We start from the raw sequence: 17,980 nt of genomic DNA, 5'->3' as shown, positions 1-17,980 counted from the left end.
TCCATAAAAGTCATCCTTTCATAAAGATTTCTTTATGGAAGGATAACGGATTTCACCCAATATTTACACCTTTTCGCTTAACTTGACGGCTATGGGGACAGGTTCCTTGTCCCACCCCAAATCTGCGAGATGCAAGGAAGCTATTAATATAAATAAAGGGCCAGCGCCCCCACCCAAGTGAATGGGCGGGGGCGCTGGCCTTTTTGATGAGGTTAGATTGGGACGAGGAACCTGTCCCTGCGTACCAAAAACCTTATATAATCACCAGGCTCAACAGGCCCAGAATCCATAGCAAGGGGATTACATCAATTATAACGGCCCTCCTATTTTTGCTCTTCCTGTACTGCAGCCACGCAGCGATGGAGCAAGTGATTACAACCAATGGATAGATGCCGATGACAAAGACAAATAGGCTGTTCCAAAGAGCGATTCCGTTGTCGAAGCTCATGAATGACAACCCCCAAATGGGCAGCCAGAGAACAATGAAAATTAAGTATAAAACCTGGGTAATCACCAAAAATAGTTTCATTTGCTTGTAACTCCTTAGTTTGATCTACTGATAAATTTCTTTTATCCGGCGAGGTCCTCAATTTTAATCGCACGGGTATGTTTTGTATGATTCCAGGTCTTATTTTTGCTGGTCAGTATCCCAATTAAAGTTATTGGAAACCAAGTGAATTGAAAAATCGGAAATAAAATGAGACCCAAGTATGCCTTCCACGGCCGCCTTTCAAGCAGCATAACCAATGGAAATTGGAGAAATAAAACGATATTCAAACCAATCCATGCCCAGTCAGGAATCATTTTCAGCAGGTCGAATTGAGTATACAAAGGTGTTGCAAGCTGCAAGCTGGACATCACCCAAACGGCTGCCACAAATAGAAATCGAATCGGCTGAAATAGATACATTGCTGCATCAAATTGTGCAAATTTACGGGTTTGAAGGGATTTAAGAATAAGCGGCTTCATATATTTTCTTGCACAGTCCGTGTGCCCTCTCATCCATCGCAGCCGTTGTCTTACGGAACTGGCGAGTGTGATCGGTTTTTCATCATAGACAATCGCATTGCTTGCCCAGGTAGGATAGATTCCCCTGCCGATGCATCGAGCTGTAAATTCAACATCCTCTGTCAGCGATGTTGAATTCCATCCCATCTCCTTTAGCAGCTTCGCCTCAATGCACATCCCGGTGCCGGCTAATGTACTTGCCATGCCCCAATTATGACGGGCTTGCTGCCACATCCTGTTAATGAACCAATACGTTATGGCATAGGACAATGTAACCCAGGAATCATAAGGGTTTTTTGTTTCGAAATAACTCTGAATCACTCTGTGACCTTCAAGCAATTTTTTATTCATCTCGATAAGAAAATTCTTGCTGACCAAATTGTCCGCATCAAAAACGATTACAGCATCAACTTGACGGCTCCTTTTCCATAGGTGTTCCAGCATCCACTCGACCGCAAAGCCTTTCCCTTTTCTTTTATCATCAAAGCGTTCCATTGCTGACACACCATATGATGCTGCAACCTGGGATGTTTTGTCCGTACAGTTATCACAAATGATGTATACGTCGTATAAATCTTTTGGATAATCCAACTGTTTTAAGTTTTCCAAGAGTGGCCCAATGACCATTTCCTCGTTATGAGCAGCCACAAGGATCGCAAAGGATTTCTCTGGAGCATAATCCCCGCTTATTTCTATCCTCTTCTTAAAGCCGCCGAGACTGATGATAATTTGATAGAGACTGACCGAAAAAATAATTCCTTGAAACACATTTGCTATGACAATCATAAATTGGTGCATGAATTCTTCCTTTCAGCCCTATGGTGTCTTTCTTTGAAATGAGAGTGCTATATCGAGCAGATGACCAGATTTCGACAAAGGATCCTATATCCATTTTTCCATTGCCGTCAAAGTCGGCAACGATCCCTATCCTTCCGTTCCCCCTTGCCCATGGGCCAAAGTCATTGTCTAAAGAACGAAAGCTGCCATTCCCCTCATTTTCAAAAACACGCCAAACACCGGTCTTTTTGTTATAAGTGATTAAATCACTTCTACCATCACCATTTGAATCCGCTGCCTCTACCTGATCATCAGAAGCAACCTCTAATCCTTCAACTCGGTGCTCACCTAATCTGCCCTGTTCAAACTGCAGAATATGCGCCTGCCTTCCACTTAGGGATAAAGACAGAATGTCATCTTGGAGGGAATTTTGAAATTTTCCTATGAAAATCTTATTATCCTTGGAAACATGAGCATCATACGATTTTGTAGTTAAATGGGCGTTTGAATATACGCTATTCAGGATGCGGCCGTCAAGCCTTGCAATTAGTCCAAACCCATTTAAAGATTGATAGGGCTGGATTGACTCAAGTCCCGAAGGCAGCTTCCCTATAATTTGAGGGGACTGAAACTTCCCTTTCCCTGCAATGAAAACTGTGAGACTACCGGTTTCATTATTGTAGGAAAGCAAATCTTTCTTCTTGTCTCCGTTGTAATCTACTAGAAAGAGCATTTCTTCAGATGGAAAAGATGCCTTTAGCCACACTTCCGGGGACTTCTGTGGACGATTGCGCGGCATCGAATAATTTCCCGGCACCACAAGGATCTGGTCCCTCTCCCTCACGATAATATCCGCATTCCCTTTACCATCCACATCCCCAACTAACAACTGTTGCCCTTTTGTTCCATCTGGAAGCTTTACTCGATGTGCAGGTGTGAATGGAATAATGTCATAGAGAGACATCCAATGGTACTTTTCTTCCTCTAATCCCTTTACCAACCGATGGAGATAAGATCGATCTCCATTACCTTTATACTTATATACGGGCAGACCATTTTTCATGACCGGTTTACCATCGTCGTCTAATACTTTCTTGAGATAGGAAAATTCCAGGAATGGATGAAAATAAAATGAAGCCAATCCATTGCTTTTAGATGCCTTAGAAAGTATTTTTTCTACTGAACTTTCATCTTTTACATATCCTAAAGGTGCAGGAACATAGATTGATCCGAGACTCCTCTTTCCAAACGAATTGATAGTTTCATAAACGTTCAGATCCTTGAACGACCTTAGGGAATAAAAGTCTGGTTGATATAAAATGCCCATGAAGGAACGAAATACTTTCTCTTGTTCACGTGTATCTTTATAGTGAGGCGATTCCCAAAAGGCTGGATGAATCCCCGCTTTCTCAAAGGCAGACAGACTCTTCTGGATACGCTCCGCTGCATAAGCGGGATCTTTCGTCACAGGAAAACCACTCACCTTAAATTCTGCTCCTGTACCTGAATTTTGATTGTCGCCTTTCATGGCGGCATCCCCAAACTGATGGCTGTATCCATGCATGCCCAAAATACCTCCATGCTGCTGCGCATCAAGGAGAATTCCACTCAACCCCCGCGAAATGGAGTCAGGATCAGGATCGTCGATTCCCCTCTCTATCCAACTTCCATCCGGCAGCATACTCTTCCACCTTGGAATAACAGCTACATGAAAAGGAATTTGTTCTGCTTCTAAGTATTCCATCACTGCCCGCAGCTTCCCCAATCCATCTAAACTATTATATTCACCACCGGGGCCAACATCCTCCAATCGAATCATTGCATGCCGCTTATTCAAATCAGGAAAAACATTCTCACCCGTATAAGTCAGAAAATAAACCAAAAGTAAAATTCCAGCTATTACGCCGCCAATCCAATATTTCAACATGGAACAAAGGGGACGGAGGGACAGGTTCCTTGTCCCGGAGCGGGACAGTGAACCTGTCCCTCCGTCCCAATCTTTAACTCAATTCTCATGTATATCGCCCCCTCATTTCCCCACTAATACACGATGTTCAAGCAGCAGCCTCAGCCATTGAGAGGGCTTGTTGTAAGACTCTGCCTGATTTTTGCGGTTTGGGGTGATATATAAATGCCAACTCAATGCCCTTTGGACGCATGCGAGTTCATCTGATATCCGCAATGCTCGATCCAGGTCTTTCATCGGCGCTAATTTTGTCCACGGTTCTAAATAGTGCGGCCGAAATTCTTCCACCATCCCCAGCCATTCCGAATCATCTGAAATGAGGTCATCAAGCGCATGCCAAAATACGCGCGTGCTGAAAAACGGATGCGAAATAGATGCATCGCCCCAATCAAAAAACACAAGACGATCCCCCACCAGCCGAATATTATTTGTATGGAGGTCACCGTGTTCAATGGATGGCGGAATGATGGAGTCTAATTCATCACACATTTCTAATAGAATCGGCAGAAGCGACATCACCTGTTTCGTCTCGTTTCTGCTTAATCCCGTTTTGCACATTTCTTCTAAAGATTGATGGATCTCTTCCTTCAGGACGGGCATTCTCCGATCCGGAACCCCCACCTGCATCAAACGATCCACGCTTTTCATCTCTGCCATTTGGAGCTCTGCATACTCGCTAATCGCCTTTTGCCAAAGCTTTTTATCCTTCAACGTGCGCAGAGATTCCCCCTTTAGGTCCTTCATTAACAACCAGTTTTCTGGCTCGTTTGCACTTAAAACATCAACCGTTTTCCGTGGGTACCTTTTCTGCAGTTCACTACTTAGCACTGCCTCATGCTTTGACGCGAAAGTGCCTGCCTTAAAATAATAATCCTCTTCGTACGTTGGAATACGGAGAACAAGGGTAACATCGGTATCCTTAACAGGTTCAAGCTTCCCTTTTAATTCTAAATCCGCTCCCTTCAGCTCTTGGCGTATCCACTGTTCTACACCTTCATAATAGCTGTCCTGATGCCACGGAATCTGCACTTTTCTATCTGCCATCTTTATTCTCCTCTGCCTAGACATACGTGTTTGCTATTACTAATTCTAGAATTTTCAGACTTTTAATTCAACAAATCTTTTTATTCCGCTTCAAAAAATAATTGGTATAATTTAGAAAAGGGGGATGGGTATGCTTCATTTAAAAACCATTACAAAAGAAAACTGGATTAAGGCAATTTCACTTAAGGTGCGGGAAGATCAAGTGAAGTTTGTCGCATCCAATGCGGTTTCACTCGCTCAATTGAATTTCCTTGAAAATTTTCACGCAAAGGGCATTTATAAAGACGAGGAAATGATCGGCTTCACGCTTTATGGGATTGATGATGAGGACCAGGAATACTGGATCTACCGAATGATGATTGATCAGAAGCATCAAGGGAAAGGCTATAGCAAAGAGGCAATTCGACTTGTGATTGACGATATCAAGATGATGAAAGAAGACCGACACCAAACAATCACTCTGTCTTATGAGCCAACCAATGAACATGCCAAACGGGTTTACGACAAAATGGGATTCCAAGAAGTAGAGGGGCTCATTATCGGGGATGAGCAAGTGTCCCGGTATACATTTTAGGAAGCGCAGGGACGGTTTTTTTCTTCTTTTCATTGAAAAAAACCGTCCCGTTCTTCTTCGACCTTCACTTCTAAAATTGGGACGAGGAACCTGTCCCCATGTCCCTCCATGATAACTTTTCTAACACTTTTTCCGGCGCTTCTCTCACTTTGATGTCTTCTCCCAGAAATAGCAGCCAGTTCGTCATTTCAACCAATTCTTCTGGATGATCCACATTGACGGAAGTTTTAAGTATGGCTTTAGCTTGGTAAGGGTCCGTATAGGAAATGAACACTTTTATTGGGTGGTATTTTCTGAACTGGGCTATCGCCTTTTGGCCAAGTTCAAGGACTATATTCATTTCTTCTTCTTGCCTGATTAGTTTTTCTAAAATCTTTTTCTTGCTCCATCTTTTTTTCGCAGGGTATGGTCTGATATCTGTGAGATGGTCGACAGGGATAATCTTTCTCTTTTCTTCCTCCAAGTCAAAGCCTTCAATCAGCCAATTCCCTTTTTCAAGATACAGGTGCAAAAGATAAATCGGAACATCCCCCTCCTCATTGATGGTAATCCATAAATGGCTGTCCAAAAGAATGAGTTGGATGAGTTGTTCTAACTTAGGATGCGGCAGGTCTGACAATTCAAGGAGGTCGGGATTGTTTGGGTTTGTTCCTTCAAACAGCAAAATTTTATTTAAGTGAACAAGATCTTCCTGCTGATTTTCTGAGATAAGACCGAGTAATTTTTCAGCTAAAGACTGGCGGCTTTTAAGGTAAGGAAGCTGCTTATTCCTTGTGGCCATAAAGGCAACAAACAGCGCTTTAATCTCATTATCCGTAAAGCGGACAGCAGGCAGGACCGAGTTGTTTAAGACAGAATATCCGCCGTCCCTTCCAACCTCTGCGACGAGCGGCATTCCCATTGCTTCAATTTCTCTGACATCGCGAATTGCTGTCGAACGGGAGATATTAAATTCCTTCATGATTTCAGAAATAGTAAAGTATGCGCGGTTGTTGATATACCGCATAATAGTATTGATTCGCTCAACCTTATTCATCGACGCCTCCTAAACAGTATCATTTTTTGACATGATTTAACGTTATTATAAACTCATCAAATGAAATAAGTCATTTGAAAAACGGGAAAAAGGATGGGATCAACGATGGCAGTTTATACGTTGGAAGAAAAAGAAAGCTTTACGGTTGCAGGAATAGGAACGGAGCTTAAAAGCAATTACACAGACTACGCCGGCATCAACAAGGAAAAGGCAGATTTTTGGATGGGCATCGGAGAAGATGGAAAACTGGCTGCATTAAAATCCGTTGCCGTTAATGACTATATTTTCGCCGTGAACGAAGCAGTGAATAACAAGATGATGCACTACGCCGGTGTCATGACAGATAAACCTGTTCCAGATGCCACAAGGATGATTCAATTTCCAAAGGGATCTTATTTGGTTGTCAAAGGAGAAGCGGAGACATCTCTGGATTTGGGCATCCAGCTAACGGGCATTGCCTTTGGTCAAGCACTGCCTGAAGCAAAGGATTTCGCCTATGTTGGAGGACCTAATACATCGGTTGAAATGGGTAAGCGCAACGGCTTGGTTTATGGCGAAATGTGGATTCCTGTTGTGAAGAAATAAAAGGAGGTATGGACATGACTTACATCGTAGATTTTAAAAGTGTATCTGCCGTTGGTTTAGAATTGTCGCCTGCTGCAGAAGCGCTTGCTGGCTTGCGTGCAAATGAAGCCCGCTACTTTATGAACAAATATAAGCATGAATTTACGGTGGTTCCAGCTGCCGATAGTCAGGACACACTTGACTATGTGAACCGGATTTTGAAAGAAGAACGTGATATAGAATTTGCGGCAAAGCCTCTGGAAACGTCTCAATTTCAAGTCGAAAACATCAAGTTCGCCTATGTTTTTTATGAGGATGGCCTATCGGTCAACGTCATGTACACGGTTGATGACCCTAAAAAGCGCGCTGTTGGCTTTAAGCTTTCAGATGGAATGGAGATCCCGAAGGAGTTAGAAGAAAAGTTCAAGTTCGCCAGACAAAAATCCAAACTGGCCGGAACCATCCGAGGCTCCTATTTCATCATCAAAGGGGAATATTAAGAGATGTAGGGACATGGGGACAGGCTCCATGTCCCACTAATATTTGGAAGCAGCTTTCATGGTTGCCGGGAAAAACAGCATGAAAACTACGATGCCGACCGGGATGCTCATCCATATATCCGCTATATTTATGGTGCCTGCCTCCAAAAGTGTCCGATAGAACACCAGCCCATATGGAATGATCAAGACGACAGACGTAATTATCCCCGGCGTGTACCTCTTCAACAAAATAGCCTGGCCGATATGGGTGAGAGAGTGCAGCACAAAAACGCTCATCAGCCCTAAATACAGCCATTTGCACCACCCTTGAAATCCTTCTAAATATAGAAGAATAGTAGAAAGCGAGATTACGACAAACTCAACAAAAACCACTAAAGAAAACTGATTCGTTTTCTTCGCAAAGTTCTTTTCAAAATAGAATATCGCCTTTTTCGGAAGTCTTTCGTGAAGATCCTTCCTGTTTCTTCCAATCCACTTCTCCACCACAACGATTTCCTCAAAATCATGTATGGCAAAAATGATTGGGAATAGCCATATAAGTAGAACCGTCCACTGAGTAATAAATACCCCTCCATCCACTGATGATGAAAGCGTCGTTTTATAACCCATATATTACCATAATCCATTATATATTCATATTTATTAATGACTATTCCTCAATTATCAGAAGCATGAGCACCATCCCCCTGCTTCCTCCCCAATGTGAAACTGGGACAAGAAACCTGTCCCCACGTCCCACGATTGACTACATATAAGGTTTACGAGAAAATAGATAGGAATTGTAGGATGGGAAGGAGGATTTCAGTGGAACATCGCTCACTGATTCTGCTTGGTCTTTTAATGGGACAAAGCCAGCACGGCTATCAGATTAATGAATTTATTGAAAGAAATTTAAGCACGGTTACCGATATGAAGAAACCCACTGCTTATGCCACTTTGGATAAGCTGAATAATAAGGGTTATATAGATATTCAGTTAGAGCAAGAAGGGAATAGACCCACTCGAAAGGTCTACTCTATTAACGAAAACGGACGAAAGTACTTTTATGAATTGCTTTTGCAAAATCTTTCTTCTGCAGAAAGTGTGAATTACCAAGGAGATATCGGGTTAATGTTTATTGATTTTCTTCCGATGGATCAAGCCATACCTGCATTGCAGGAAAGATTGAAGAAAAACAAAAAATTGATAGACAGGTTTAGCCAAACCCCTTCACACGGGATACGCACAGGTGTCAATCTTGCCGTTGAACATAAAATTACCATGTTAGAAGCAGAAGTCACCTTTCTTGAAAAAACCATTAAACTTCTACAGTCCGAATGAACTTTTCGCCATAGACATCAGGGAACCCAATGAGGTTCCTTTTTTAGTTGCGCCTCAGATTATAAAAAACCAAAATTAACTTTATAGTCACGATTGACTAATCGCCATAAAACCACTAAACTGTTTATAGTCAAACGTGACTAATCAAATACATACTAAGGAGTGAAAAATTTTGTTTCTTGCTATAAGGGAGTTAAAGCATGGGAAATTGCGCTTTCTGATGATCGGCATTATAACTGTGCTGATTGCATGGCTAGTATTTATTCTTTCAGGCTTAGGCAATGGGCTTTCTACTTTAAGTGCGGCGACATTTAAAAATATGGATGCCAATTATGTAACTTTTGAAGATGGATCAAGATCCTCAATGAGCCGTTCATTATTAAGTGAATCATTGGCGGATAAATTAGAAAAAGAAGCTAATGTTTCTGCGGCATCAGCCATGGGTGCAACCATGGGGACTGTCCGCAGCAATACCAATTCGAACGATAATGAAAAGATCGATGTTGCCCTACTTGGAGTAGAACCAGGCAGTTTTCTGGAACCGAAAGTAATTGAGGGAAGTCCTCTCCAGGCAAAAGAATTGGTCGACGTTATCGCAAACGATACGTTAAAGAAAAAAGGCCTCAAAATTGGGGATACGCTAAAGATTGAGGGATCTTTGGAAAAGCTGAGAATTGCCGGGTTCGTTAAGAATGAAACCTATAATCATTTACCCGCTATCTTCACTTCTTTGGATAAATGGCGCGCCATACAATTTGCAGCTCCTGGTGCAGATAAAGGAATTAAAAAACCGGTCAATGCCATTATGCTGCAAGGAGAAAATATCGACGCAAAAAAAATGAATCAGCAATTTAAAAATACAGAAATCGTAACTAAGGCTGATGCTATCCAAGGGATGCCAGGCTATAAAGAAGAAAACGGGACGATTATGATGATGCTTGCTTTTCTCTTGGCTATCTCGGCATTTGTACTAGGCGTATTCTTTTACGTCCTAACCTTGCAAAAATCCAATCAATTCGGCATCTTAAAAGCCATTGGCGCAAGCAATCGCTTCCTTGGCAGAGCAATTGTCTCCCAGGTATTTCTTCTATCCTTCACCAGTATTGCAGCAGGGATTTTGCTAACCTACGGAACGGCGCTTATTCTGCCGGATGAAATGCCATTCTCACTTGACCCTAAACTTGTCATCCTTTATGCCCTTTTATTACTGGTCATATCGATTTTAAGTTCATTGGTCTCAGTCCGAAAAATAACAAAAGTAGACCCGCTTCAAGCGATCGGGAGGGTAGAATAATGTCAGGAATTCAATTTAAGAACGTTTCTAAAATATATCAGCAAGGCGAGAATCAAGTTCTGGCTCTAAATGACATTTCCTTGACTGTTGATCAAGGGGAATTCGTGGCTGTCATTGGCCCATCGGGTTCTGGAAAAAGTACATTTTTGGCTATCGCAGGTGCCTTGCTCCAAGCATCTGAAGGTGAGGTTATTCTGAAAGAGAAGAATCTAAATGATTTAAACCCTAAGGATTTAGCCCGCTTTCGCCTCGAGGAAATAGGATTCATCTTACAAACAAGCAACCTGATTCCCTATTTAAATGTACTGGAACAACTGCTTGTCGTGAAAAGAATGGCAGGGAAGCTTTTAAAAGAGGATAAGGAATATGCTAAAGAACTTTTGCAAAGCTTGGGATTGGGATCAAAACTGGAGAAGCTGCCGGAACAGTTATCTGGAGGAGAACGCCAGCGGACCGCCATTGCCCGTGCATTTATAAACGACCCTTCTATTATTCTCGCAGATGAACCAACAGCAAGCCTTGATTCAAAAAAAGCTCATGAAGTGGTTCAACTCATCGCCAAAGAGGCCAAAATGAGAAACAAAGCAGCCATTATGGTTACACATGACGAACGAATGCTGGAATACTGCGATAAAGTCTATCGCATGGAAGATGGCAGACTGGAACATGATGCTTCTTTCAGGCCAGAAAAGATACAAGCCGCTCAATCAAGGTAATGAAGCGCGGGGACGTTTCCTTTGCTTCCTTTTTGATTAAAGAGAGGCATGAGGACCGTCCCCATGCTTTCCCCCTCCTCCTTCTGAAAATGGGACAAGAAACCTGTCCCTATGTCCCATGCACACCCTGCCTATACTCCTTGCATAAAATAACAGGAATGAGCAGAAACGGAGGAGGAACCACGTGTATTTCCCTTTTTATGCCCCAAACTATGATCATTATTATCGAGCACCGATAGATACCCAGCTTTTAAATGATATCCAAAAGGCTATTAACGCTGAATATAGCGCAATCGCCTGCTATGCGAAAATAGCCGGGATGGCCCCAACTCAAGAGGAAAAGGATAAGATTCTTGAGATTCAAAAAGATGAAAAGCGTCATCTTGAAGAATTCACTCAAATTTTCATCAAGTTAACGGGTAAAAAGCCGTCCTATCAAATTATTGAAGAGTGCCCTGCCACTTACAAAGCAGGCATTGAATTCGCTTTTAAGGATGAGCAGGAGGCAGTAGATTCCTATTTGGATATTGCCGATAAAGTACAGGATCCAGCCATTAAAGATCGTTTCCGCCGTGCTGCATCTGACGAACAGAACCACGCAGTATGGTTTTTGTATTTCCTTCAAAAGAACCCTAGATCCACTCACTTCCATAGGCAAATGGGTGACTTCGGTGCAAAAGGAGCGTTAAACGCTGCCGCATCGTCGCTAACCCTGCCCCAGATGCTGACGTATGCCATGCAGGACGAATACCTCGCCCAAGCCAGATATAATAATATACTCGGAACCTTTGGCAGCATAAGAACCTTTGCTCAGATCAAAGAAGCAGAATTGAGGCATATAAGTGCCCTAATGCCGCTTTTTGAACGATACCAGGTGCCAATTCCGACTGATATATCCCAATCGTTTGTTTCCACCCCTGAAAGCGTAAAGGCTGCCTATGCTGCAGGAGTTCAGGGAGAAATAGATAACATAGCGATGTACGATAAATTTTTATCTTTTAACCTCCCAAGTGATGTGCAAATCGTCTTCTCGCAGCTGCGAAATGCATCACTAAATCATTTAGCGGCGTTTGAGAGAGGGCTTGCCAGACACTAGTGAAGCACGGGGATGGTGCTTTCGCTTCCAATGTAAAAAAGGAGCATGAGGACTGTCCCCATGCTTCATATGCTTCAAAAAATGGGACAAGAAACCTGTCCCCTATGTCCCGCTGTAGCCATTCACAAAGTCTGTGATGGTTAATCTTTCGTCTTCTGTCAGTTCCCTTTTGACGTGCTTTGCGTATTCATCTACTATTTTCTGCTCGGCCCCTCCGCACATATCCGTATAGTTCGCAATTGTTCTAAGCATGGCCGCTTCCTGTTTGAATTCTTCTTTTGAAATTGCCTTTTGATGCGAAAGGATATATGTATCGGCATCGAATACTTCTAATTCATCTAATAATCGGAGGGTCTGCTTGATGGTATAGTTCTCTTTTTCGGAAAAGATATCTGGATAGATACAGTCACCGAGAAAAAGGATTTTTTCTTCTTCAACATATACGACCACTGAATCTGAGGCGTGGTCGCCTCCAACATGCTGTACGATACAAGTTATGCCGCCAAGGTCGATTTCCACTCTTTTTTCAAAAGTTAAATCTGGCAAGACAATCTTGATATCCCGGTGGTCCGTGTATTCATTTTTAATGGCTTTCGCACAGAATTCGATTTCAGTCCCTTCTTTCACCCTTGCATCTATTGCCTCATCTGACCATGAAAGCGGAATGAGCTTCTCCATCTCCATTTTTGTTTCTTTTGATGCAACCGAAACGGTATTCGGTAATGCTGAAAGACCAAATATATGATCCCAATGCCAATGAGTAAGCACAACCATATCAGGATTGGGCACTTCCCTTTGGAAAAGTTCATTCAAGAAGTAGCGGGCATGATCCTCCGAGTTGCCGGCATCGATCATCAATGTCTTGTTATCCCCCACCACCATACCTAGAATGGGACGGTCCGTTTCCGATATTGGAGTGATATACCAGAACCTCTTACCTATCTTGTTAATTGAGTGCATTAATTACTGCCTCCCTTCTTATAAAGTAGTGTAAGCTAAACAGCAGTTATTTTCATACTAGATTGATGCCTGACCTTACTGTATTAATGGACCGAATTATTTACCATATCCCCTGGGTATAATGGTGATAGAATTGCTGCCTTTGAATTGGGGCTTTGCTATGGGACAAGGAACCTGTCCCCTATGTCCCAAATTACCGTTTATCTAATGTTGATTTTGTGATTTACTTAAATACATAGTGTTTAATAAAAGTATCGTCTATTAAGGATGTGTTAACGTGCGTATTAATAAATTTATCAGTGAAGCCGGTAAAGCTTCCAGACGCGGTGCCGATAAATTGGTTGCCGACGGAAGGGTTACGATCAACGGGAAGCGTGCCACGATAGGCAGCCAGGTTGAACCTGGAGATGACGTGAAAGTAGACGGAAACCCAATCCGTGTAGCCAGGAACAACGTCTATCTTGCCTTAAATAAACCTGTAGGCATCACCAGCACGACAGAAAAAGGCGTCAAAGGTAATATTGTGGACCTGGTCAACCATCCATTAAGAGTATTTAATATTGGACGTCTTGATAAAGAGTCAGAGGGTCTGATACTTCTTACGAACGACGGCGACATTGTCAACGAAATCCTGCGAGCTGAAAATCAGCATGAAAAGGAATATATAGTTTCAGTAGACAAGCCCATCACGCCAGAATTCTTGAAAAAGATGTCAGAGGGCGTCAAAATCTTGGGGACAAAAACCCTTCCTTGTAAAGTGGAACAATTGTCAAAATTCGATTTCCAAATCATTTTGACCCAGGGGCTAAACCGCCAAATCCGCCGTATGTGCGGTGAATTGGGATACGAGGTTTACCGTCTGCAAAGAACACGAATCATGAATATCCACCTTGGAAACCTTCCACCAGGACAATGGAGAGATCTATCTAAGAAAGAGAAAACACAATTATTTAGGGAATTAAACTACGAACCGAAAGAATGGTAAAAGCTCCGGGAAGGTTCTTCTGCTCCCTTTGAATGACAAAATAAAAAGCATGAGGGCCTTCCTCATGCTTTTTTCCTGTTTCTGAAAATGGGACAAGAAACCTGTCCCTATGTCCCGTCTTCTCGCAGCAGGAGGGCTTCCTTCGCCATAACCGCCAGTTCAATGGTTTCAAAGGTTTTGCAATAGCTAGTTAGTATCTCTCCATCGAAATTGGCTTCTCCCTTAAGGTATTCCATGACACTCCAATCCTCGAACCAGTCTTCTTCGCTCCTGTCATCATGTGATGCAGCAGGCCATGCGTATTTCAAAGGCGGACTGTACAGCCGATTAGCGTCCTTTTTCAACAAGCAATTCTTCACCCGCCGTTTATAGAGAGCACGGGGGTAAGATTCATTGATATCATTAAACAGATCTGGCCAGTAATCTTTCCTTGAGCCGGTATGTGGCGATCCATGTGCCCATTTCAAGACCCCCTCGAGGATCTCTCCCCGTTGAAAAAGGAGGGAATACAAATTTTTCCCGAATAAAATTCTTTTGTGCAGTGAAGTAAATTGCCTTGAAGTGGCGCCGACGAGTGATGCTTTCTGCTCTTTTCCCCCAGGATAATAAGGAAAAAGAATATTATTCAGCCGCAAAAATTCATACATTTTGAAACCCACCGTACCGGTTACGTTCTTTTGTAAACGATCATTTTGAATCAACCTTTTTTCCAAATAGCTCTGTTCATTTATCACCATCGCAATGGCCAACGTATAACGGTCCCCACTGCGCCAAAAATAACGCCACATCGTCTCCATAAACGTTGATGTATGAAAGAACGGCAAAAGGTGGAACATTTCTTTGCCCCTCCTCACACCCAAATCATATATCAAAAATTGAGAATATATATCTTGGAAAATCAACCAGCTGCCGCGCTCCAAAAAAGTAAAAAAAGCCAGCTGTTCCTTTTCAGACAAAAGTTTCGTCAGCAATTCCCCTTTTAAATCGGTCATATTCCAGCCAACATTTCGCGAGATCATATGTCCGAGAAGGGCCCAATGTATTTCAGGATACTGAAGGTAAAATTTAAAATAAGCTTGCGTCCTTGTGACATTGTTCTGGTTTAGCTGCCTCGTCTTTTCCTTTATATGCTCAATACATTTTTTATCATGTTCTGATAATGACGGAAGGCAGACTGATTTTTTCTTCATCTTTTTTTTTAACTCTTTTTTGACCTCTGTTAAAGAGTCGAGCAAAACGGCATCACCCTTTTTGCAGTAGTTCATGTGGCTCTATATCAATCCGCTCCATCAAAGGAACATATTCAACTCGCTCAAGGAATATGAATTTTAAAAATGAATTTTTTGGAAGAGGATCGGTCAAATGAGGGATCAGGTAAAGATGAAAATGAACAGAATTGCAACGCAGTTCGTCCAGGGCTCGGCCAGGCGAAAACGAAATCTTACCAGACGAAAGGGGGCAGACGAAAAAATGCTAGAAACTCTCCACTCATTTCTTGATCTTAAAACAATCATTTGGATGCTTCCCATCATTTTTATTTTCCATGACTTAGAAGAAATCATCACTATAGAATCTTCCATGACTGCAAGCAACTATCCGAAAACTAAGTTCGTCCAACAAGCCTTAAATGCAAGGAAAAAACTAGGTTCGACCGCTGCCCAGCTTGCCGTTTCGGCAGCTTGGATACTGCTATTCATGTCCTTCATTGCATGGACGACTGCCCATGGCGGCAGCTTTCTTTTATTTACAGCCATTCTAAATCTATTTGTCTTTCAGGCGTTCATCCACATTGTTCAAACCATCATGTTCAAGGGCTACACGCCTGGCATCCTAACCTCACTGGTCCTCCTGATCCCTTACTGCTTCTTGGCCTATTATTATTTAATAGAAAATGGATTATTAACCTGGCCGTTGATGTTCGCAAGTCTCCCGCTAAGTCTGATCTTTATTCCGGTTTTTCTCATAGGCAATCTATTAGGGCGGTATTTTATTCGATAAAAAGAAAGGCTGTTTTCGTAAACATTGTTGTTAAAATCTTAGTGCCGATTTTAACGTAATACTAGCTGTATGGCGCGTTGAAATGGAGCATCCAGCCTCTTTTCTTGCTATATACTTTTTTTATCGCATATTTGATTCTACTTTAATAATAAAAGCAACAAACTTTGAGAAAAGAGCCAAAAGAAAAAAGAAGTTTATCTACATATGGATAAACTTCTTCTTTGCTATGCTGGAAAGAGTCTCTAGCACGTCTCTTAAAATCTTCATTAGCTTGTTTCTTTACTGGCGTCCCTCTTCTCCGGATTTCTTTTTTACTCCATCTGCTCCGATTCCACTAAATCTACTTTTCAATTACCTACAATTTCATCCATCACGCGGTTAGTTCTTAAACCCGATTCTCCCTTACTCGGACACAAGTTTCCGCCCTCAGTCAACTCTTTCACGATTGTTTCAACAAGCGGCTGGTGGACATGCTCAGGGCGCTCGAAGCTCCATTGCTGCTGCCCATCACTGGTGGTTAATATGACCGGGTCATCTCCAAAAGTAGAAAAGCTGATTTTCCCCTTGCTTCCGACAATCTCATTCCTATCGACGTCTTCAAACGCGGTGAAACACCACTTTCCAATCCCGTGAACGCCGGTTTGAAACTGATATGTACCCGTCACTATATCCTCGGCCTCATAGTAGCCCGCTTGATTCGAGGCAAAGCCTTTTGCTTCCTGGATCGGTCCAAGCAGGAAATCTAGAATATCGAGCGTATGGCTCGCCAAATCAAAGAACAGGCCGCCACCCGCTATCTGAGGCTGCACGCGCCATGGAAGATGGTCCGAGTTCTTCACGCCGTCCCTCGCTTTCTGATACTGAGTCGAAGAGACAAAACGAACTTCCCCAATCGCCTTTTGATCCAGCAATTCTTTTATTTTCAAAAAGCGCTCCTGTGCCCGGCGGTAATAAGCCACATATAAAGGAACCCCGGCTTCTTTGCATGCCGCCACCATCTCTTTGCACTCCTCGGCGCTGCGGGCCATTGGCTTCTCCACATAAACTGGCTTCCCCGCAGCCGCTGCCTTCAGCGTATATTCCTTGTGCGACCCAGGAGGCGTAGCGATATAGACCGCATCCACATCAGGGTCGTGAATCAATCCATCCGCATCATCGTACCACTTCTGAACATGGTGTCTTTTCGCATAATCCCTGGCCAGCTCACCCGTTCTCCTCATGACCGCCACAAGTTCTGAGTTCTCAACCTTGTGAAAAGCAGGACCGCTTTTCTTTTCAGTCACATCTCCGCAGCCGATGATTCCCCACCGGACCTTTTTATACTTCATGGACAAATTCCTCCTATTGGATTCGTTAGTATCCATCATACTTGATGTTTCTGAAAAATGAATACAATTGTTGGTTCAACATTTGATGTTTTTCCTTTTTTCCTCTGATACATAAAGGTGGTCCCGGAAGTGATAACGTCGTGGGGAGCAGTCAATAAATAAAACTTCTCTAACAAGTTGAAGCGGTTTCACTGGTTAATTTTGATTGGATCGGTTTGATAAATCGAGTGCTTTCATAAAGTAAGCTGTCGGCAGGAGCAGGCCGATCATTGATTCAATCACTGCAAACAGTCTAGTTACCCCTACAGGAAGCATGTCTCCATACCCTACCGAGATCAGGGTCTCTCCGCTAAAGTACAATACATTTATGATGGTTGGCTCAATTGGTTTTCGCGAAGAAAGGGATTGCACTAAGATGACTCCTTCTAAAGACAGAAGATAGTATATTGCTGCAAAACCAACCAATATCATACTCAATACGAAGAATAACTTAAGAAAAAGCGGTGTACTAAAGTAGCTTTTTCGATACGTTTTATTTGTAAAAAAATAAACAAGATTGATTGCAATAAATAGGATCGTCGCCCCTATTAAAAAATTCACCATTCTATTCACCTCTACCCTTTTAATATCTTTTTTTAGCTGCTTTAAACTTCATTTCTTAAGAATTTTGAAGCAAAAGCTAGAACGTATAAGGGCTACTACAAAGAGATGGGGATTTTTAAACCAAAAAGAGAGCCAGTTCAAATTTTGAACTGACTCTTTTTCTGTTAATTTCCGTCCTTATTTATGATACGTTTTACCGTATTGTATATGA

At 42.5% G+C, this 17,980-nt stretch carries 19 protein-coding genes; 9 read left to right on the top strand and 10 right to left on the bottom strand.

Translation table 11 applies throughout. The features are described from left to right. Nucleotides 1–253: 253 nt before the first annotated feature. The 4 genes from DFR59_RS14965 to DFR59_RS14950 all read right to left on the bottom strand — a co-directional run bounded on the left by DFR59_RS14965 (nucleotide 254) and on the right by DFR59_RS14950 (nucleotide 4,795). Entirely contained in the window at nucleotides 254–529 is a 276-nt protein-coding gene (locus tag DFR59_RS14965; RefSeq protein WP_114746478.1) for a hypothetical protein, read from the bottom strand. Nucleotides 530–570: 41 nt separating this feature from the next. Further along, a complete protein-coding gene (locus DFR59_RS14960; RefSeq protein WP_114746480.1) occupies nucleotides 571–1,794 on the bottom strand; it encodes a glycosyltransferase family 2 protein in 1,224 nt (407 codons plus the stop codon). Then, nucleotides 1,712–3,604, bottom strand: a complete 1,893-nt coding sequence (locus tag DFR59_RS14955) for a DUF2334 domain-containing protein (RefSeq protein ID WP_158538403.1) — start codon at nucleotides 3,602–3,604, stop codon at nucleotides 1,712–1,714. Before DFR59_RS14955 ends, DFR59_RS14960 begins: the two co-directional genes overlap by 83 nt. 210 nt (nucleotides 3,605–3,814) lie before the next feature. Beyond that, nucleotides 3,815–4,795, bottom strand: a complete 981-nt coding sequence (locus DFR59_RS14950; RefSeq protein ID WP_158538402.1) for a phosphotransferase — start codon at nucleotides 4,793–4,795, stop codon at nucleotides 3,815–3,817. Between the two features lie 124 nt (nucleotides 4,796–4,919). Here DFR59_RS14950 and DFR59_RS14945 point away from each other — a divergent pair, with 124 nt between their 5' ends. After that, entirely contained in the window at nucleotides 4,920–5,369 is a 450-nt protein-coding gene (locus DFR59_RS14945) for a GNAT family N-acetyltransferase (protein WP_211318566.1), read from the top strand. 70 nt (nucleotides 5,370–5,439) lie between these two features. Here DFR59_RS14945 and DFR59_RS14940 read toward each other — a convergent pair whose 3' ends face one another. Continuing rightward, nucleotides 5,440–6,405, bottom strand: coding sequence for a helix-turn-helix transcriptional regulator (locus DFR59_RS14940; RefSeq protein ID WP_114746474.1), 966 nt, complete (start codon nucleotides 6,403–6,405; stop codon nucleotides 5,440–5,442). Between the two features lie 105 nt (nucleotides 6,406–6,510). Here DFR59_RS14940 and DFR59_RS14935 point away from each other — a divergent pair, with 105 nt between their 5' ends. Both DFR59_RS14935 and DFR59_RS14930 read left to right on the top strand, forming a co-directional pair. Then, nucleotides 6,511–6,990: a GyrI-like domain-containing protein gene (locus DFR59_RS14935; protein WP_114746473.1), complete on the top strand. Its 480-nt coding sequence runs from the start codon at nucleotides 6,511–6,513 to the stop codon at nucleotides 6,988–6,990. 14 nt (nucleotides 6,991–7,004) lie between these two features. Next, nucleotides 7,005–7,469 carry a phage tail protein gene (locus tag DFR59_RS14930; RefSeq protein WP_114746472.1) on the top strand — a complete coding sequence of 155 codons (465 nt, stop codon included), beginning with the start codon at nucleotides 7,005–7,007 and terminating at the stop codon, nucleotides 7,467–7,469. 36 nt (nucleotides 7,470–7,505) lie between these two features. Here DFR59_RS14930 and DFR59_RS14925 read toward each other — a convergent pair whose 3' ends face one another. Beyond that, complete coding sequence (locus DFR59_RS14925; RefSeq protein ID WP_114746471.1) at nucleotides 7,506–8,078, bottom strand: HXXEE domain-containing protein; 573 nt, start codon at nucleotides 8,076–8,078, stop codon at nucleotides 7,506–7,508. A gap of 195 nt (nucleotides 8,079–8,273) precedes the next feature. Here DFR59_RS14925 and DFR59_RS14920 point away from each other — a divergent pair, with 195 nt between their 5' ends. The 4 genes from DFR59_RS14920 (at nucleotide 8,274) to DFR59_RS14905 (ending at nucleotide 11,895) form a co-directional block, all read left to right on the top strand. Then, the gene (locus DFR59_RS14920; RefSeq protein ID WP_114746470.1) at nucleotides 8,274–8,789 is read left to right on the top strand and encodes a PadR family transcriptional regulator; all 516 of its coding nucleotides are present in this window, start codon (nucleotides 8,274–8,276) and stop codon (nucleotides 8,787–8,789) included. 172 nt (nucleotides 8,790–8,961) lie between these two features. Continuing rightward, the gene (locus DFR59_RS14915; protein WP_114746469.1) at nucleotides 8,962–10,083 is read left to right on the top strand and encodes an ABC transporter permease; all 1,122 of its coding nucleotides are present in this window, start codon (nucleotides 8,962–8,964) and stop codon (nucleotides 10,081–10,083) included. Next, nucleotides 10,083–10,799, top strand: a complete 717-nt coding sequence (locus DFR59_RS14910; protein ID WP_114746468.1) for an ABC transporter ATP-binding protein — start codon at nucleotides 10,083–10,085, stop codon at nucleotides 10,797–10,799. Before DFR59_RS14915 ends, DFR59_RS14910 begins: the two co-directional genes overlap by 1 nt. Nucleotides 10,800–10,983: 184 nt before the next feature. Further along, a complete protein-coding gene (locus DFR59_RS14905; protein ID WP_114746467.1) occupies nucleotides 10,984–11,895 on the top strand; it encodes a ferritin family protein in 912 nt (303 codons plus the stop codon). Nucleotides 11,896–11,997: 102 nt separating this feature from the next. Here DFR59_RS14905 and DFR59_RS14900 read toward each other — a convergent pair whose 3' ends face one another. Beyond that, complete coding sequence (locus tag DFR59_RS14900) at nucleotides 11,998–12,855, bottom strand: MBL fold metallo-hydrolase (protein ID WP_114746466.1); 858 nt, start codon at nucleotides 12,853–12,855, stop codon at nucleotides 11,998–12,000. 277 nt (nucleotides 12,856–13,132) lie between these two features. On the opposite strand from DFR59_RS14900, the gene rluF reads away from it, so the two are divergent. Further along, complete coding sequence (gene rluF / locus DFR59_RS14895) at nucleotides 13,133–13,840, top strand: 23S rRNA pseudouridine(2604) synthase RluF (protein ID WP_114746465.1); 708 nt, start codon at nucleotides 13,133–13,135, stop codon at nucleotides 13,838–13,840. A 107-nt stretch (nucleotides 13,841–13,947) separates the two neighbouring features. Here rluF and DFR59_RS14890 read toward each other — a convergent pair whose 3' ends face one another. Continuing rightward, a complete protein-coding gene (locus tag DFR59_RS14890) occupies nucleotides 13,948–15,030 on the bottom strand; it encodes a DUF2515 family protein (protein ID WP_245948495.1) in 1,083 nt (360 codons plus the stop codon). 280 nt (nucleotides 15,031–15,310) lie between these two features. Here DFR59_RS14890 and DFR59_RS14885 point away from each other — a divergent pair, with 280 nt between their 5' ends. Next, complete coding sequence (locus DFR59_RS14885) at nucleotides 15,311–15,838, top strand: HXXEE domain-containing protein (protein WP_158538401.1); 528 nt, start codon at nucleotides 15,311–15,313, stop codon at nucleotides 15,836–15,838. Nucleotides 15,839–16,185: 347 nt separating this feature from the next. Here the strand turns inward: DFR59_RS14885 and DFR59_RS14880 are convergent, their stop codons facing one another. After that, complete coding sequence (locus DFR59_RS14880; protein WP_114746462.1) at nucleotides 16,186–17,166, bottom strand: Gfo/Idh/MocA family protein; 981 nt, start codon at nucleotides 17,164–17,166, stop codon at nucleotides 16,186–16,188. Between the two features lie 195 nt (nucleotides 17,167–17,361). Beyond that, a complete protein-coding gene (locus tag DFR59_RS14875; RefSeq protein WP_114746461.1) occupies nucleotides 17,362–17,769 on the bottom strand; it encodes an ion channel in 408 nt (135 codons plus the stop codon). Between the last annotated feature and the right edge of the window lie 211 nt (nucleotides 17,770–17,980).

The organism is Falsibacillus pallidus, assembly GCF_003350505.1.
GTDB classification, from domain to species: Bacteria; Bacillota; Bacilli; order Bacillales; family DSM-25281; genus Falsibacillus; species Falsibacillus pallidus.
The sequence above is the reverse complement of the archived record's forward strand: the minus strand, read 5'-3'. Positions and strand labels throughout refer to the sequence as shown.

What these genes read in the sequence shown, in the direction of transcription:
- DFR59_RS14965 (WP_114746478.1), bottom strand. Translation starts at nt 529, where the DNA reads ATGAAACTATTTTTGGTGATTACCCAGGTTTTATACTTAATTTTCATT.
- DFR59_RS14960 (WP_114746480.1), bottom strand. Translation starts at nt 1,794, where the DNA reads ATGATTGTCATAGCAAATGTGTTTCAAGGAATTATTTTTTCGGTCAGT.
- DFR59_RS14955 (WP_158538403.1), bottom strand. Translation starts at nt 3,604, where the DNA reads ATGATTCGATTGGAGGATGTTGGCCCCGGTGGTGAATATAATAGTTTA.
- DFR59_RS14950 (WP_158538402.1), bottom strand. Translation starts at nt 4,795, where the DNA reads ATGGCAGATAGAAAAGTGCAGATTCCGTGGCATCAGGACAGCTATTAT.
- DFR59_RS14945 (WP_211318566.1), top strand. Translation starts at nt 4,920, where the DNA reads ATGGGTATGCTTCATTTAAAAACCATTACAAAAGAAAACTGGATTAAG.
- DFR59_RS14940 (WP_114746474.1), bottom strand. Translation starts at nt 6,405, where the DNA reads ATGAATAAGGTTGAGCGAATCAATACTATTATGCGGTATATCAACAAC.
- DFR59_RS14935 (WP_114746473.1), top strand. Translation starts at nt 6,511, where the DNA reads ATGGCAGTTTATACGTTGGAAGAAAAAGAAAGCTTTACGGTTGCAGGA.
- DFR59_RS14930 (WP_114746472.1), top strand. Translation starts at nt 7,005, where the DNA reads ATGACTTACATCGTAGATTTTAAAAGTGTATCTGCCGTTGGTTTAGAA.
- DFR59_RS14925 (WP_114746471.1), bottom strand. Translation starts at nt 8,078, where the DNA reads ATGGGTTATAAAACGACGCTTTCATCATCAGTGGATGGAGGGGTATTT.
- DFR59_RS14910 (WP_114746468.1), top strand. Translation starts at nt 10,083, where the DNA reads ATGTCAGGAATTCAATTTAAGAACGTTTCTAAAATATATCAGCAAGGC.
- DFR59_RS14900 (WP_114746466.1), bottom strand. Translation starts at nt 12,855, where the DNA reads ATGCACTCAATTAACAAGATAGGTAAGAGGTTCTGGTATATCACTCCA.
- DFR59_RS14890 (WP_245948495.1), bottom strand. Translation starts at nt 15,030, where the DNA reads ATGAAGAAAAAATCAGTCTGCCTTCCGTCATTATCAGAACATGATAAA.
- DFR59_RS14885 (WP_158538401.1), top strand. Translation starts at nt 15,311, where the DNA reads ATGCTAGAAACTCTCCACTCATTTCTTGATCTTAAAACAATCATTTGG.
- DFR59_RS14880 (WP_114746462.1), bottom strand. Translation starts at nt 17,166, where the DNA reads ATGAAGTATAAAAAGGTCCGGTGGGGAATCATCGGCTGCGGAGATGTG.
- DFR59_RS14875 (WP_114746461.1), bottom strand. Translation starts at nt 17,769, where the DNA reads ATGGTGAATTTTTTAATAGGGGCGACGATCCTATTTATTGCAATCAAT.